Here is a 14,739-nt window from a genome sequence, read left to right as displayed (position 1 = left end):
GGCTTGTGAGTGAACATCATTCACCGACCTTCGCGTCCCACACCCTCGTGTCGTTCTCTCCACAGGCCACCACCAAGTTACACACATGTAGTTCCCTGTGTTCGAGCGGGTTCGGCGGACTTATCCACAGTTTCCACACCGGTTAAGACTGTTAACCGTTATTTCAATGATCTCTCCGTCAAACAACCTTTCCCCAGGCTCGCTTCTCCACAGCACCTCGTCCCACTCGACCCCGGAAGCAGACCCACTAGCATTGGTGACGTCATCGAGAGCCAGAGACAGGGGACTTGTCGTGCGATTCAGCGTCAACCGGGATGTATTCAGCGAAGCCGTCTCGTTCGCAGTGAAGCTGCTCCCGCAGCGCCCGACGCTGCCGATCCTGAACGGCATCCTCATCGAAGCCGGTGACGACGGTCTCATCCTGTCTTCCTTCGACTACGAAGTCTCCAGCCAGACCGGCATCGCGGCCGAGGTCGAGGAGGCCGGGACGGCACTCGTCAACGGCCGGCTGCTCTCGGAGATCGCCAGCCGCCTTCCGAACGCGCCTGTCCGGTTCAGCAAGGTCGAGAACCGCATCGAGGTCACCTGTGGCTCTGCCCGGTTCACGCTCGGATCGATGCCCGTCGAGGAGTACCCGACGATCCCGCAGGTCGACGCCGACTTCGGCCTCGTGCCTGCCGACGAGTTCGCCACCGCAGTGAGCCAGGTCGCTGTCGCCGCAAGCCGCGACGATGTGACCCCCGTCATCACCGGCGTGCAACTCGAGGTCTCCAAGACGAGCCTCAGCCTCGTCGCGACCGACCGCTACCGCGTCGCGGTCCGCGAGATCGACTGGGACTCGGGCCAGGGCGACGGTTCCAGCGAGACGATCACGGCCCTGGTGCCGGCCCGCACCCTCCAGGAGGTCGGCAAGACCTTCGGCCACAGCGGCAACATCAACGTCGCGATCACGAATCGCGACGACCGCGAGCTCATCGCGTTCCGGGCAGACCGCAAGACGGTCACCTCGCTGCTGATCAAGGGCAACTTCCCGCCGGTCAAGCGGCTCTTCCCCGAGACGACCGACAACTACGCGATCATCAACACGGCGGAACTCATCGAGGCGACCAGGCGTATGTCGCTCGTCCTCGAGCGCGAAGCGGCCCTCCGCTTCACCTTCACCATCGACGGCCTCACGCTCGAGGCCGTCGGATCCGAGCAGGCGCAGGCATCCGAGGGCATCGACGCCCTCCTCACCGGCGACGACATCGTGCTCTCCCTCAAGCCGCAGTTCCTGATCGACGGTCTGACCGCGGTCCGGAGCGAGTACGTGCGGTTCTCGTTCACGAAGACGGAGAACACGAACAAGCCGGGACCCATGCTCATCACGAGCCAATCCTCCAAGGATCAGCCGGGTGCCGACAGTTACAAGTACCTGCTGCAGCCGAACCTGCTGCTGCGCTGACACGCAAAGGATCCTCCATGCACATCGGTCTCGTCGGTCTCGGCAAGATGGGCAACAACATGCGCACGCGTCTGCGTGCGAACGGCATCGAGGTCACCGGTTTCGACCGGAACCCCGATGTCACCGACGTCGCGACGATCAGCGACCTCGTCGCTGCGCTCCCGGCACCTCGCACGGTCTGGGTCATGGTCCCCGCCGGGGCCATCACCGACTCCGTCGTCGAGGAGCTGAACGGCCTGCTCGAGGCCGGCGACCTGATCATCGACGGCGGCAACAGCCGCTTCACGGACGACTTCAAGCACGCTGAACTGCTGTCGGCGAAGGGCATCGACTACATCGATGCCGGCGTCTCCGGCGGTGTCTGGGGTGTCGACAACGGCTACGGCCTCATGGTCGGCGGTTCCAAGGAGCAGGTGGAGCGGGTCATGCCCGTCTTCGACGCCCTGCGCCCCGAGGGCCCGCGCGATGAGGGCTTCGTCCACGTCGGAGAGGTCGGCGCCGGCCACTACGCGAAGATGGTGCACAACGGCATCGAGTACGCGCTCATGCAGGCGTACGCCGAGGGCTTCGAGCTCCTCGACAAGCGCGAGGACATCATCAAGGACGTCCCCGGCACGTTCAAGGCCTGGCAGCGCGGCACCGTCGTGCGGTCCTGGCTCCTCGAGCTCCTCGTCCGCGCCCTCGAGGAGGACCCGGACTTCGAGCAGATCGAGGGCTACGTCGAGGACTCGGGCGAGGGCCGCTGGACGATCGAGGAGGCCATCGCGAACGCGGTGCCCGTCCCGACCATCTCGGCATCGATCTTCGCCCGCTTCGTGTCGCGCCAGGAGGACTCGCCGGCCATGAAGGCGGTCGCCGCACTCCGCAACCAGTTCGGCGGTCACGCGGTCAAGAAGGCCGACGACTGACGACACGACGTCTCCTGACGAACGAAATCGACCCTCCCGGAGCATTCCGCTTCGCCGGAGGGTCGATTTCGTTCACCCTGCGTCGTCGTGACGGACGCGCTCGGACGTCCGACGGCGCCCCGACCCGTTCGGCGTCAGGGCGAGGCGGTAGGGTGACGTGGTGATCGTGCGGCACTTGAATCTCACCGACTACCGCAACTACGCGGTGGTCGACGTGGCGCTCGAACCCGGACCCAATCTGTTCGTGGGTCGCAACGGCCAGGGCAAGACCAACCTCGTCGAGGCGATCGGATACCTCAGCAGCCTCGGGTCCCATCGGGTCTCCTCCGAACAGGCTCTCATCCGACACGGTGCCGACGCGGCGATCATCAGGGCGCGCATCGTGCACGACGGTCGTGAGCTGCTCGCCGAGGTGCAGCTCAACCGGGGTTCGGCCAACCGCGCCCAGGTGAACCGGTCCCAGATCAAGCCGCGCGAACTGCCGCGGTACGTGTCCACCGTGCTGTTCGCCCCGGAGGACCTCCTGATCGTCCGCGGCGACCCGTCGGCGCGCCGGCGGTTCATCGACCAGCTCCTCGTGCAGCGGATCCCCCGGCTGGCCGGCGTGATGGCCGACTACGACCGCTCCCTGAAGCAGCGGAACTCGCTCCTCAAGTCGGCGAGGGCGCGTGGGCTGAAATCCGGGCCCCTGGCGACGCTCGACCTCTGGGACGACCGACTCGTGCAGTACGGCACGGAGATCATCGCCGAACGTCTGCAGCTCCTGGCCATGCTCGGTGGACCACTGCGCGGAGCGTACGAGGCCGTGGCCGGCGACGATCACCGACCGGTCCTCCTGCCCGTGCTCAGTATCGCCGGAACCGATGCCGAGGACGAGTCGGCAGCCGTCGATCCCACGGAGGGCGTGGAGCCGGGCGCCCCCGTCGATCTGGCGCGCATCGCGGAACGGTTCCGTGCGGCGCTCGCGCAGCGCCGGTCGGCCGAACTCGAGCGCGGCCTGACGCTCGTCGGGCCACACCGCGACGACGTGTTCTTCGGTCTCAACGGGCTGCCGGTCAAGGGCTACGCGAGCCACGGTGAATCGTGGTCGTTCGCGCTCGCCGCCAAACTCGCCTCTGCCGAACTCCTCCGGGCCGACTCGTCCCTCGGCGATCCGGTGCTCATCCTCGACGACGTCTTCGCCGAGCTCGACTCGCGTCGGCGGGAACGCCTCGCGGCCGCGGTCGCGGAGTACGACCAGGTCATCATCACCGCGGCCGTGTTCGACGACGTCCCCGAACGGTTCACCGCGCACGTCGTGCGCATCGAAGCCGGACGGATCGTGGGCGGTCCGGATGAGGCGGCCAGCCCAGTGAACGAGGCCCTCACCACGGAGTCGACGCATGACTGAGCCGCGGCGACTCGGACGGGACGCCGACCCTGCGGGGGAACTGTCCGCCACGGTGTACCTCCGGTTCAAGGAGATCTTCGGCGGCGAACGGGTCTCCCGTGATCGCAAGCGCCGGGAACGCTCGGCCGAGGGGCCGCAGGACTCGGTGCCGTACGGTGTCGGACGCGACCCCAAGGGCCTCGGGACGGTCATCGATTCGCTGACCGCCGGACTCGGGTGGAACTCGCCACTCGCCCAACACGAGGTCCTCGGGAACTGGGCGGAGTTGTGCGGCGAGGACACCGCCAGGTACTCCGAACCGGTGTCGATCGCGGACGGCGTCCTGCTCGTCCAATGCCAGTCGACGGCCTGGGCGACGCAGTTGCGACACATGCGCCACGAGATCCTCGTCCGCATCGCCGAACGGTATCCCGACGCCGGCGTCGACACGATCCGTTTCCAGGGCCCCGGAGCACCCTCCTGGAAAAGAGGCCCCAGGTCGATCCCAGGGCGTGGTCCACGCGATACTTACGGCTAGGGAGGCAAATACGGCCTCCGGGCATGGAAAAGTGCCTCAAACGGGCGTTTTCTCGCGGCTTCACGGGGTCTGTTTGGTAGGATGGAACGGTCGAATCTCGACGGTTTGGAGCCCTCTTTTCCTATGACATCAGAACCCAACACGCACGCCCAAGACTCTGATTACGGCGCAAGTGCCATCCAGGTTCTCGAAGGTCTCGAAGCCGTCCGGAAGCGGCCCGGTATGTACATCGGGTCCACCGGTCCACGTGGTCTGCACCACCTGGTCTACGAGATCGTCGACAACTCCGTGGACGAGGCCCTCGCCGGCTACTGCGACACGATCCTCGTGACCATCCTGGAGGACGGCGGCGTCCGCGTCATCGACAACGGTCGAGGCATCCCGGTCGACATCCACCCGGTGGAGAAGAAGTCGACCGTCGAGGTCGTCCTGACCATCCTGCACGCCGGCGGCAAGTTCGGCGGCGGCGGGTACGCGGTCTCCGGTGGGCTCCACGGCGTCGGTTCGTCCGTCGTCAACGCACTGTCCACGCGCCTCTCCGTCGAGGTCCGTCGTCAGGGTTCGGTCTGGCGCCAGAGCTTCCAGCACGGTGTCCCCGACGCCCCGCTCCACGAGGACGAGCCGTCCTCCGAGACGGGCACCACGATCACCTTCTGGCCGAGCGCCGAGACGTTCGAGACGACGGAGTTCGACTACGAGACGCTGCGGACCCGCTTCCAGCAGATGGCGTTCCTCAACAAGGGCCTCCGTATCGAGCTCGCCGACGAGCGCCCGTTGCGCGACGCCATCGAGGCCGACGACGTCGACGACAACTCGGCGGCCCACTCGCAGCGCAAGGACGTCTTCTTCTACGAGCGCGGTCTCGAGGACTACGTCGAGTACCTGAACAAGGCCAAGCGCGCCGAGCTCGTCCACGACGAGATCATCTCCTTCGAGTCGGAGAACACCGAGCGCAAGATCGCGCTCGAGGTCGCGATGCAGTGGACCACGGCGTACAACGAGAGCGTCCACACCTACGCGAACACGATCAACACGCACGAGGGCGGCACCCACGAAGAAGGTTTCCGTGCCGCGCTCACCACGCTCGTGAACCGTTACGCACGTGAGAAGGGCATCCTCAAGGAGAAGGACGACAACCTCTCCGGCGACGACGTCCGCGAGGGCCTCACGGCCGTCATCTCCGTCAAGCTCTCCGAGCCGCAGTTCGAGGGCCAGACGAAGACCAAGCTCGGCAACACCGAGGCGAAGGCGTTCGTGCAGAAGGTCGTCAGCGAGCAGCTCAACGACTGGTTCGACCGCAACCCCAACCAGGCCAAGGAGATCATCCGGAAGGCGCTGCAGGCCGCGACCGCTCGACTCGCCGCCCGCAAGGCGCGCGAGACGGCCCGCCGCAAGGGCCTCCTCGAGGGTGGCGGCATGCCCGGCAAGCTCAAGGACTGCCAGTCGAAGGATCCGTCGCTCTCCGAGATCTTCATCGTCGAGGGTGACTCCGCAGGCGGCTCCGCCGTGCAGGGTCGCAACCCGGAGACCCAGGCGATCCTCCCGCTCCGTGGCAAGATCCTCAACGTCGAGAAGGCACGCCTCGACCGCGCCCTCGCGAACAACGAGGTCCAGGCCATGATCACGGCCTTCGGTGCCGGCATCGGTGAGGACTTCAACCCCGACAAGGTGCGGTACCACAAGATCGTGCTCATGGCCGACGCCGACGTCGACGGCCAGCACATCACGACGCTGCTGCTGACCCTCCTGTTCCGCTACATGCGCCCGCTCGTCGACCTCGGATATGTGTACCTGGCGCAGCCGCCGCTCTACCGCCTGAAGTGGTCGAACGCCGACCACCAGTACGTCTACAGCGACCGCGAACGCGACGCCCTCCTCACCGACGGTGTCGCCTCGGGCAAGCGCATCCCGAAGGAGAACGGGATCCAGCGCTACAAGGGTCTCGGCGAGATGAACTACAAGGAGCTGTGGGAGACCACGATGGACCCGCAGACGCGGACGCTCCTCCAGGTCACCCTCGACGACGCCGCGGCTGCCGATGAGATCTTCTCAACGCTCATGGGCGAGGACGTGGAGTCCCGCCGGACCTTCATCCAGAAGAACGCGAAAGACGTCCGCTTCCTCGACATCTGAGCGGCACGAACCACCCTCATCCACCGGTCACTGAGCTTGTCGAAGTGATCCACCTCGCACCAAACAGGCCCTTCGACAAGCTCAGGGACCAGGAGAAGTAAGAGAACATGGCAGACGAAACCAACGACGAGATCACGGTCCCGGACGAGGACCACGGCGTACACGGCCGGATCGACCAGGTCGACCTGCAGCTCGAGATGCAGCGCAGCTACCTCGACTACGCGATGAGTGTCATCGTCGGCCGTGCCCTGCCCGACGTCCGCGACGGCCTGAAGCCCGTCCACCGCCGCGTGATCTACGCGATGTACGACGGCGGCTACCGCCCCGACCGCTCGTTCTCCAAGTGCGCGCGCGTCGTCGGCGACGTCATGGGTCAGTTCCACCCGCACGGTGACACCGCCATCTACGACGCGCTCGTGCGCCTCGTCCAGCCGTGGAGCATGCGGTACCCGTTGGCGCTCGGCCAGGGCAACTTCGGCTCACCGGGCAACGACGGCGCGGCAGCCCCTCGATACACCGAGACGAAGATGGCCCCGCTCGCCATGGAGATGGTGCGCGACATCGACGAGGAGACCGTCGACTTCCAGCCCAACTACGACGGCGAGTCCCAGGAGCCGGTCGTCCTGCCGGCGCGCTTCCCGAACCTCCTCGTCAACGGGTCCGTCGGCATCGCGGTCGGCATGGCGACGAACATCCCGCCGCACAACCTCCGCGAGGTCGCCGACGGTGCCCTCTGGCACCTGGCGAACCCCGAGGCCAGCCGGGAAGAGCTCCTCGAGGCGCTCATGCAGCGCATCAAGGGGCCGGACTTCCCGACCGGCGCGCAGATCCTCGGTGTCAAGGGCATCCAGGACGCCTACCGCACGGGTCGCGGTTCCATCACGATGCGGGCCGTCGTGAACGTCGAGGAGATCCAGGGTCGGACCTGCCTCGTCGTCACCGAGCTCCCGTACCAGGTGAACCCCGACAACCTCGCGCTGAAGATCGCCGACCTCGTCAAGGAGGGTCGTCTCGGCGGCGTCGCCGACATCCGCGACGAGACCTCCGGTCGCACCGGCCAGCGGCTCGTCATCGTGCTGAAGCGCGATGCGGTCGCGAAGGTCGTTCTCAACAACCTCTACAAGCACACGCAGCTGCAGGACAACTTCGGCGCGAACATGCTCGCGATCGTCGACGGCATCCCGCGGACGCTGCCGCTCGACGGGTTCATCACCAACTGGGTGACGCACCAGGTCGAGGTCATCGTCCGCCGCACCGTGTTCCGACTCCGCAAGAAGGAGGAGCGCGCACACATCCTCCGCGGCTACCTGAAGGCGCTCGACGCCCTCGACGAGGTCATCGCGCTCATCCGTCGTTCGCCGTCCGCCGACGAGGCGCGCACGGGCCTCATGGACCTCCTCGAGATCGACGAGCTCCAGGCCAGCGCGATCCTCGACATGCAGCTGCGTCGTCTCGCCGCCCTCGAGCGTCAGAAGATCATCGACGAGGCCGCCGAGATCGAAGCGCAGATCGCCGACCTCAAGGACATCCTCGCGAAGCCGGTCCGCCAGCGCGAGATCGTCAGTGAGGAACTGACCGCGATCGTCGACAAGTACGGCGACGACCGTCGCACCGAGATCATGTTCGGTTTCGACGGCGACATGAACATGGAAGACCTGATCCCCGAAGAGGAGATGGTCATCACCGTCACCCGCGGCGGGTACATCAAGCGCACGCGCAGCGACAACTACCGTCAGCAGCACCGCGGTGGCAAGGGCGTCAAGGGTGCCCAGCTGCGCGCGGACGACGTGGTCGACCACTTCTTCGTGACGACGACGCACCACTGGCTCCTCTTCTTCACCACGAAGGGCCGCGTGTACCGCGCGAAGGCTTACGAACTGCAGGAGGCCGGCCGCGACGCCAAGGGCCAGCACGTGGCCAACCTGCTCGCCATGCAGCCCGATGAGGAGATCGCCGAGATCCTCGACATCCGCGACTACGAGGCCGCGACGTACCTGGTCCTCGCGACGCACGACGGCCTCGTCAAGAAGACGGCGCTCTCGGAGTACGACACCAACCGTTCGGGCGGCATCATCGCGATCAACCTGCGAGAGGGCGACGAGCTCACCTCCGCGTTGCTCGTCGAGAACGACAGCGACGTCCTGCTGGTGTCGCGCAAGGGCATGTCGATCCGCTTCACGGCGAGCGACGAGACCCTGCGGCCGATGGGACGCGCGACAAGCGGCGTCATCGGCATGCACTTCCGCGACGACGACAAGCTGCTCTCGGCGTCGGTGCTGCCGTCCGTCGAGGGTGAGGAACGCGAGGCGTTCGTCTTCGTCGTGACCGAGGGCGGCTACGCGAAGCGCACCAACATCGACCAGTACCGCGGCCAGAACCGCGGCGGTCTGGGCATCAAGGTGGCCAAGCTGAACGACGATCGAGGCACCCTCGCGGGCGCCCTGATCGTCGACGAGAGCGACGAGGTCCTTGTGGTTCTTGCCAGTGGCAAGGTGGTAAGGTCTGCCGTGGCCGAAGTTCCAGCGAAGGGGCGCGACACGATGGGCGTCGTCTTCGCGCGTTTCGCGGAGAGCGACCGAATCATCGCGCTGGCCAAGAACAGTGACCGAAACCTTGAGACCCAGGATGTTCCGGAGACGGTTGCAGACGCAGCCGCCCCGGAGGGTGCAGAACCCGAGGCATCCGTGCCGGAAGAGACTCCGGCGATGAAGGAAGAAGTAGATGAGCAGTAGCGTCGCAGAGAAGTTGGCCAAGAAGTCGACCAAACGCACCAGCACCAAGCAGGTGCGCCTGAAGCTGGTGTACATCGACTTCTGGTCGGCGGTGAAGCTGTCGTTCCTGGCGGCGATCGCGGTCGCCGTGGTCATCGTGGTGTTCTTCTTCCTCGTCTACACCGTGCTGAACACCACCGGTGTCTTCACGAAGGTCGGTGGCCTGTTCACCGACATCGCCGGCCCGGGGAACAACATCCTGCAGTACGTCAACCTGCCGCAGGTCATGGCCTTCGCGGGCATCGTGGCGCTGCTCAACCTCATCGTCATCACGCTGATGGGAGCCCTCCTCGCGGGGCTCTACAACCTCAGCGTGAAGATCACGGGTGGCCTGCTCGTCGGGTTCACCAACAACTGACGCTCGGTCGGGTCGGCGCCGCGCCGTGCGGCGCCGCTCGATTATGAGTTGCGGCGGGAATCGGGTAGTCTCAACAAGGTTCAAAACGGGGCTATAGCTCAGGCGGTTAGAGCGCTTCGCTGATAACGAAGAGGTCCCAGGTTCAAGTCCTGGTAGCCCCACCCTGCACGACCAGTAACACACCGATTGGATCGGATCCCCGGATCTGTTCCATCCGGGGCCTTAGCTCAGTTGGTAGAGCGCCTGCTTTGCAAGCAGGATGTCGGGAGTTCGATTCTCCCAGGCTCCACAGTCCAGAAACGCCCTCGGCAGACGCCGGGGGCGTTCTCCGTTGTCGCGGGGCCCGGCGGTTAGGCTGGCGGCATGGATATCCGCGTCGCTGCATATGCCGTCATCGTCGACGAACGGGGCATGCTCCTCTCCCACTGGAACGAGAGCGGACACAGCGGATGGACGCTCCCGGGCGGCGGGATCGACCCCGGCGAGGACCCGGCCGACGCGGCGGTCCGCGAGGTGTTCGAGGAGACCGGCTACCACGCCGAGCTCGACGAGCTGATCGGCGTCGACTCGCAGGTCGTGCCGGCGGAGCGCCGGCTCAGCACGACGGCCACCGGACCGCTCCACACGCTGCGCATCGTCTACCGGGCGCACCTCACCGGCGGCACCCTGACCTACGAGGCCGACGGCAGCACCGACTACGCCGCGTGGTACCCGCTCGAGGAGGTCGGCTCACTCGACCGTGTCAGCCTGGTCGACGTCGGACGACGCTTCGCCGGCCTCATCTGAGCACAGCCGTCACAACACGAAGCCCCTCCCCGATCGGAACCGGCGAGGGGCTGCGTCGTGCGATGCGGGATCAGGAAGCGGCAGGCTCCTCGTCGGAGACCCACAGCTCGTCGTCTGCGCGGAACGTCTGCCAGACGGCGTAGGCGACACCGGCAGCGGCGAGGACGCCGAGGCCGATCGCGATGACGGTACCGGCGCTCGCGCCCTTCTTGGCGGGCAGCACCTGCTCGGGGACGTGAAGGCGGCGGAGGGCTGCCTGCACGCGGGTGTCCTTGGCGATGTCGCCGATGCTCAGCACCGTGCCGACGACGCCACCGACTGCGGGGACGACGCCATCCGAGATGCCCTTCTTCACGCCGTCGACGGCGTTGCGGGAGACCTTGATCCCCCGGTCGACCGTCGGGACGACGCGGTGCTCATAGGTGTCGCGCACGACGGGGACCACCTGCTCCTTCGAGAAGTTCCCGAGCTGACGGCTCACCTCACGAGCGACTTCGTTGGCGTGGTTCAGGACATCCTGCTGGGAGTCCCAGAGGTCGGCAGCGGAACCCTTGAGCTTCTTGAGCTCTTTCCGGCGCTTGCGTGACAGGCTCATGTGGTCATCTCCAATGATCGCGGCAACAACGTAACCTCCATCTTGCCACTTAGACCCCTGGATACCATCCGAGAGTCCCGAACCCTTGTGCAAGAATTGGGAGTATGTCAAAGCACACCGCAGTCGCCACGTTGCACACCAACCACGGTGAGATCAAGGTCAACCTCTTCGGGGACCACGCTCCCAAGACGGTCAAGAACTTCACCGACCTGGCGACCGGCGGGCGCGAGTGGACGGACTCGAAGACGGGCCAGACCCGGAACGACGCGCTGTACAGCGACCTCATCTTCCACCGCATCATCCCCGCGTTCATGATCCAGGGCGGCGACCCGCTCGGAACCGGCACCGGCGGCCCGGGCTACAACTTCGACGACGAGATCCACCCGGAGCTCAACTTCGACGAGCCTTACATCCTCGCCATGGCGAACGCCGGCAAGCGCCGCAACGCCATCACGGGCGCCGTCGAGGGCACGAACGGCTCGCAGTTCTTCATCACCACTGTTCCCACGCAGTGGCTCCAGGGCAAGCACACCATCTTCGGTGAGGTCGCCGACGCCGAGTCCCGCGCGGTCGTCGATGCGATCCAGGCCGTCCCGACCGGTGCCGGCGACAAGCCGATCGAGCCCGTCGTCCTCGAGAGCGTCACCATCTCCGAGGCCTAGACCCCGCTCGGAGGACAGACCGTGACCCTGCCCCGGGATCCGTCGGCCAACTTCTGCTATCGCCACCCCGACCGACAGAGCTTCGTGCTCTGCCAGCGTTGCGGCCGGACGATCTGTGGAGAGTGCCAGACGCCCGGGGCAGTCGGTTTCATCTGTCCGGAGGACATGAAGGCGCAACGACAGAGCGCCCCTCGCAACCGCCTCGGCGCGAGGATCAGCAACTCCTCCCCCATCGTCACGTACGCGATCATCGCCGTGACGGCATTCGTGTTCCTGCTGCAGTGGATACCCGGGCTCGGCGTCACGAACGCGCTGCTCTATGCCGGCGTGTACTCCGATCCGTCGTACGGTGCCTTCCAGCCCTGGCGGATGCTGACCGCCGTGTTCGTGCACTCGCAGGGCTTCATCTTCCACATCCTGCTGAACATGTACACGCTCTGGATCTTCGGCCGGATCCTCGAGACCATGCTCGGTCACTGGCGGTTCCTCGCCCTCTACCTGGTCGCCGGGTTCGCCGGTTCGGTCGGTGTCCTGTTCCTCGCCGACCCGACGACGGCCGTGGTCGGCGCATCGGGCGCGATCTTCGGTCTGCTCGGCGCGTTCCTCGTCATCCAACGACGCATGGGTGCCGACACCCGCGGGCTGCTGGTGCTCCTGGGCATCAACCTCGTCATCGGTTTCATCCCCGGCGTGAACATCGCCTGGCAGGCCCACCTGGGCGGGCTCGTCGGCGGAGCCCTCGTCGGCCTCATCCTCGTCAACACCCGTAAGCGCACCCAGCAGCCGCTCCAGGCGGTTCTGATCGGCGCCTTGAGCGTCGTCCTCGTGGGAGCCAGCCTGCTGCCCGCCCTGCTCTGAACGGGACCGCACTTCGACAGGCTCAGTGACCGGGTTCGGCTCAGTGACCGGGTGTGGCCCCGGTGACCGGGGTCGGCTCAGTGACCGGGTACCGCCGGGTGACCAGCGTCGACCAGTCGGCGCCCGGCGGCGAGCCACAACCGTGCAGCAGACATTGAAGGTTGCGCGAGTTATCCACAGAGTTATGAACACTGGGGATAATTACACCGGTGTGGTTCCCCGTGTTTCCGGGAGTCTCTGATGTTCTCCACACCGGTATGTGGATAACTAGAAAGTTCTCCACATTCCTGTGGAGAACTCGCGTCACTGGATCCCGAGTACAACGAAACAGCGGGCCGTCCGAGAGGACGACCCGCTGTGCACGCGTGAAGTGAGGGAGGCTAGCGCCACCTGGTGGTCATGAGGAAGCCGATGAAGGCGATGCCGAAGCCGACGAGGATGTTCCACGGGCCGAGCGACTGAATCGGGAGCAGCGTGCCGCTCAGGTAGTAGACGACGATCCAGGCGAGGCCGAGGAGCATGAAGCCGAACATGACCGGCTTGAACCAGACCGCGTTCGGTGCGGGCTCGCCGCTCGTCTGCTCGGGTTCGCGGGACGGTTTGCTTCGTGACTTCGTGCGTGCCATGCCGACATTCTACCTGTTCACCCCAATCGGTGCCTTGGGATCAGCCGATCCGGAGCTCTTCTCGGTAGAATCCATGCGTGACCGACGACCTACCCTCGCGAGCGAGCGCACGCGCCGCTGAGCGCAGAGCGCCGTCGAAGCACCGCATCAGCGTCTTCGGGGTGGCCGGCGAGCTGCTCATCACCGCGGGCATGGTGGTCCTGCTGTTCCTCGCGTGGCAGCTCTGGTGGAACGACATGATCATGGCAGGCAGCCAGGCGAACGCGGCATCGAGCCAGTCGCAGGAGTGGATCAAGAACGCCGAGACCGCTCCCGCGCCCGAACCGACCGTGGATGCAACCGGCGCGCCGAACTACGGTGAGCCGCCCGTGACCGCCCGCCCCGCGCCGGGCGACCCGTTCGCAGTGCTCTACGTGCCGCGGTACGGCGCCGACTACCGCCGCGTCGTCGCCGAGGGTGTCGACACCGCGACCGTCCTCAACAGCTTCGACCTCGGCGTCGGTCATTACCCGAGTACCCAGATGCCCGGAGAGGTCGGCAACTTCGTCGTCGCCGGTCACCGCAAGGCCTACGGCGGCGCGATGACCCTGATCAGCGACCTGCAGATCGGCGACAAGGTCTACGTCCAGACGGCGGACGGCTACTACACCTACGTGTTCCGGAACATCACCTACGTGCTGCCCACGCAGGTGGACGTCCTCAACCCCGTCCCGCAGGTGGACGGCGTCGCACCGACACAGCGCATCCTCACCCTGACCACCTGCAACCCGCTCTATTCGACGGCGGAACGCAGTATCGCTTACGCGGTGTACGAGTCCTGGCAGCCGCTGTCCGCCGGGCCGCCCGCCGAGATCGCCGCGTCCGTCGCGGCCGCTGGAGGCTGACGATGTACGGCGCACTCTGGAGGGTCCTGCCCGGACCCGTCTGGCTGAGGATCATCATCCTCGTCGTCCTCTTCGTGGCGGTCGTGGCCGCGCTCTTCACCTGGGTGTTCCCCTACGTGGACTCGTTCATCGTCGATCAGAATGTGACCGTCGGCGACGAATGACCCGCGTCCTGGTCATCGACAACTACGACAGCTTCGTCTACACGCTGAACGGGTACGTCGAACAACTGGGTGCGGAGACCGTCGTCGTCCAGAACGACGGCGTAACACTCGACGACCTCGAGCAGCGGATCCGTGGGTTCGACGGCGTACTCGTCTCACCCGGACCAGGTCGACCCTCTGACGCCGGGATCTCGCTGGCCACCGTGAACGCGGCGTACCGCACCGGTACACCACTCCTCGGGGTGTGCCTTGGCCACCAGGCGATCGCGGAGGCGTTCGGGGCGACCGTGCACACCGCCGACGAGGTGATGCACGGGCAGAGTTCGATCGTGGAACACGACGGCAGTGCCCTCTACCGTGGCATCCCGCAGCTGTTCAACGCCACGAGGTATCACTCGCTCGCCGTCGTCTACGGCACCGTGCCCGAGGAGCTCGTCGTGACGAGCCGGACGACCGGCGGCGTCATCATGGGGCTCCGCCACCGTCACGCCCCCATCCACGGCGTGCAGTTCCATCCGGAGTCGGTGCTCTCCGAGGGCGGCTATCAGCTCCTGGCCAACTGGCTTGAGACGACCGGGCTCAGCGGCGCGCATGAGCGGGCACGGGGGCTCAGTCCGCTCGTGACCCCGTAGGCCCTTCGACA

15 protein-coding genes and 2 tRNA genes are annotated in these 14,739 nt (G+C 66.1%); 15 read left to right on the top strand and 2 right to left on the bottom strand.

Going from position 1 to position 14,739, the window contains the following annotated elements:
- Positions 1–292: 292 nt before the first annotated feature.
- From dnaN to AC4PMY_RS09825, 10 genes are all read left to right on the top strand, one after another.
- Positions 293–1,444, top strand: a complete 1,152-nt coding sequence (gene dnaN, locus AC4PMY_RS09870) for a DNA polymerase III subunit beta (protein ID WP_064294037.1) — start codon at positions 293–295, stop codon at positions 1,442–1,444.
- 17 nt (positions 1,445–1,461) lie between these two features.
- Positions 1,462–2,352 (top strand): phosphogluconate dehydrogenase (NAD(+)-dependent, decarboxylating), encoded by an 891-nt coding sequence (gene gnd / locus AC4PMY_RS09865; protein WP_064294036.1) that lies wholly within the window; start codon positions 1,462–1,464, stop codon positions 2,350–2,352.
- Between the two features lie 160 nt (positions 2,353–2,512).
- On the top strand, positions 2,513–3,742 hold the full coding sequence (gene recF, locus AC4PMY_RS09860) for a DNA replication/repair protein RecF (protein WP_491622589.1): 1,230 nt from the start codon (positions 2,513–2,515) through the stop codon (positions 3,740–3,742).
- A complete protein-coding gene (locus AC4PMY_RS09855; protein ID WP_064294035.1) occupies positions 3,735–4,259 on the top strand; it encodes a DciA family protein in 525 nt (174 codons plus the stop codon). The genes recF and AC4PMY_RS09855 overlap by 8 nt, the downstream gene beginning before the upstream one ends.
- A 123-nt stretch (positions 4,260–4,382) precedes the next feature.
- The gene (gene gyrB, locus AC4PMY_RS09850; protein ID WP_064294034.1) at positions 4,383–6,392 is read left to right on the top strand and encodes a DNA topoisomerase (ATP-hydrolyzing) subunit B; all 2,010 of its coding nucleotides are present in this window, start codon (positions 4,383–4,385) and stop codon (positions 6,390–6,392) included.
- A 107-nt stretch (positions 6,393–6,499) separates the two neighbouring features.
- Positions 6,500–9,124 (top strand): DNA gyrase subunit A, encoded by a 2,625-nt coding sequence (gene gyrA / locus AC4PMY_RS09845; protein WP_064294033.1) that lies wholly within the window; start codon positions 6,500–6,502, stop codon positions 9,122–9,124.
- The gene (locus AC4PMY_RS09840; RefSeq protein WP_056010202.1) at positions 9,114–9,521 is read left to right on the top strand and encodes a DUF3566 domain-containing protein; all 408 of its coding nucleotides are present in this window, start codon (positions 9,114–9,116) and stop codon (positions 9,519–9,521) included. The genes gyrA and AC4PMY_RS09840 overlap by 11 nt, the downstream gene beginning before the upstream one ends.
- Positions 9,522–9,608: 87 nt before the next feature.
- A tRNA-Ile gene (locus AC4PMY_RS09835) sits at positions 9,609–9,682 on the top strand.
- 55 nt (positions 9,683–9,737) lie between these two features.
- Positions 9,738–9,810: transfer RNA gene (locus AC4PMY_RS09830), tRNA-Ala, on the top strand.
- A gap of 74 nt (positions 9,811–9,884) precedes the next feature.
- Positions 9,885–10,307, top strand: a complete 423-nt coding sequence (locus AC4PMY_RS09825) for an NUDIX hydrolase (RefSeq protein WP_071261998.1) — start codon at positions 9,885–9,887, stop codon at positions 10,305–10,307.
- Positions 10,308–10,377: 70 nt separating this feature from the next.
- Here AC4PMY_RS09825 and AC4PMY_RS09820 read toward each other — a convergent pair whose 3' ends face one another.
- Positions 10,378–10,902 carry a hypothetical protein gene (locus AC4PMY_RS09820; protein WP_064294029.1) on the bottom strand — a complete coding sequence of 175 codons (525 nt, stop codon included), beginning with the start codon at positions 10,900–10,902 and terminating at the stop codon, positions 10,378–10,380.
- Positions 10,903–11,006: 104 nt separating this feature from the next.
- Here AC4PMY_RS09820 and AC4PMY_RS09815 point away from each other — a divergent pair, with 104 nt between their 5' ends.
- Both AC4PMY_RS09815 and AC4PMY_RS09810 read left to right on the top strand, forming a co-directional pair.
- Positions 11,007–11,564, top strand: a complete 558-nt coding sequence (locus AC4PMY_RS09815) for a peptidylprolyl isomerase (RefSeq protein WP_064294028.1) — start codon at positions 11,007–11,009, stop codon at positions 11,562–11,564.
- Between the two features lie 165 nt (positions 11,565–11,729).
- The gene (locus tag AC4PMY_RS09810; RefSeq protein ID WP_254773628.1) at positions 11,730–12,422 is read left to right on the top strand and encodes a rhomboid family intramembrane serine protease; all 693 of its coding nucleotides are present in this window, start codon (positions 11,730–11,732) and stop codon (positions 12,420–12,422) included.
- 380 nt (positions 12,423–12,802) lie between these two features.
- Here the strand turns inward: AC4PMY_RS09810 and AC4PMY_RS09805 are convergent, their stop codons facing one another.
- A complete protein-coding gene (locus tag AC4PMY_RS09805) occupies positions 12,803–13,048 on the bottom strand; it encodes a cell division protein CrgA (protein ID WP_064294026.1) in 246 nt (81 codons plus the stop codon).
- 77 nt (positions 13,049–13,125) lie between these two features.
- On the opposite strand from AC4PMY_RS09805, the gene AC4PMY_RS09800 reads away from it, so the two are divergent.
- From AC4PMY_RS09800 to AC4PMY_RS09790, 3 genes are read left to right on the top strand one after another with little or no spacing between them, the layout of a single operon-like run.
- Positions 13,126–13,932: a class E sortase gene (locus AC4PMY_RS09800; RefSeq protein WP_139382341.1), complete on the top strand. Its 807-nt coding sequence runs from the start codon at positions 13,126–13,128 to the stop codon at positions 13,930–13,932.
- 2 nt (positions 13,933–13,934) lie between these two features.
- Positions 13,935–14,096, top strand: coding sequence for a hypothetical protein (locus tag AC4PMY_RS09795; RefSeq protein WP_162852296.1), 162 nt, complete (start codon positions 13,935–13,937; stop codon positions 14,094–14,096).
- Complete coding sequence (locus tag AC4PMY_RS09790) at positions 14,093–14,728, top strand: anthranilate synthase component II (RefSeq protein ID WP_491622588.1); 636 nt, start codon at positions 14,093–14,095, stop codon at positions 14,726–14,728. Before AC4PMY_RS09795 ends, AC4PMY_RS09790 begins: the two co-directional genes overlap by 4 nt.
- The last annotated feature ends 11 nt before the right edge of the window (positions 14,729–14,739 follow it).

The sequence above is a fragment of the Plantibacter sp. MDV22-iso1 genome, assembly GCF_058408345.1.
Note: the sequence above shows the minus strand (reverse complement) of the source record. Positions and strands in the feature narration are given on the sequence as shown.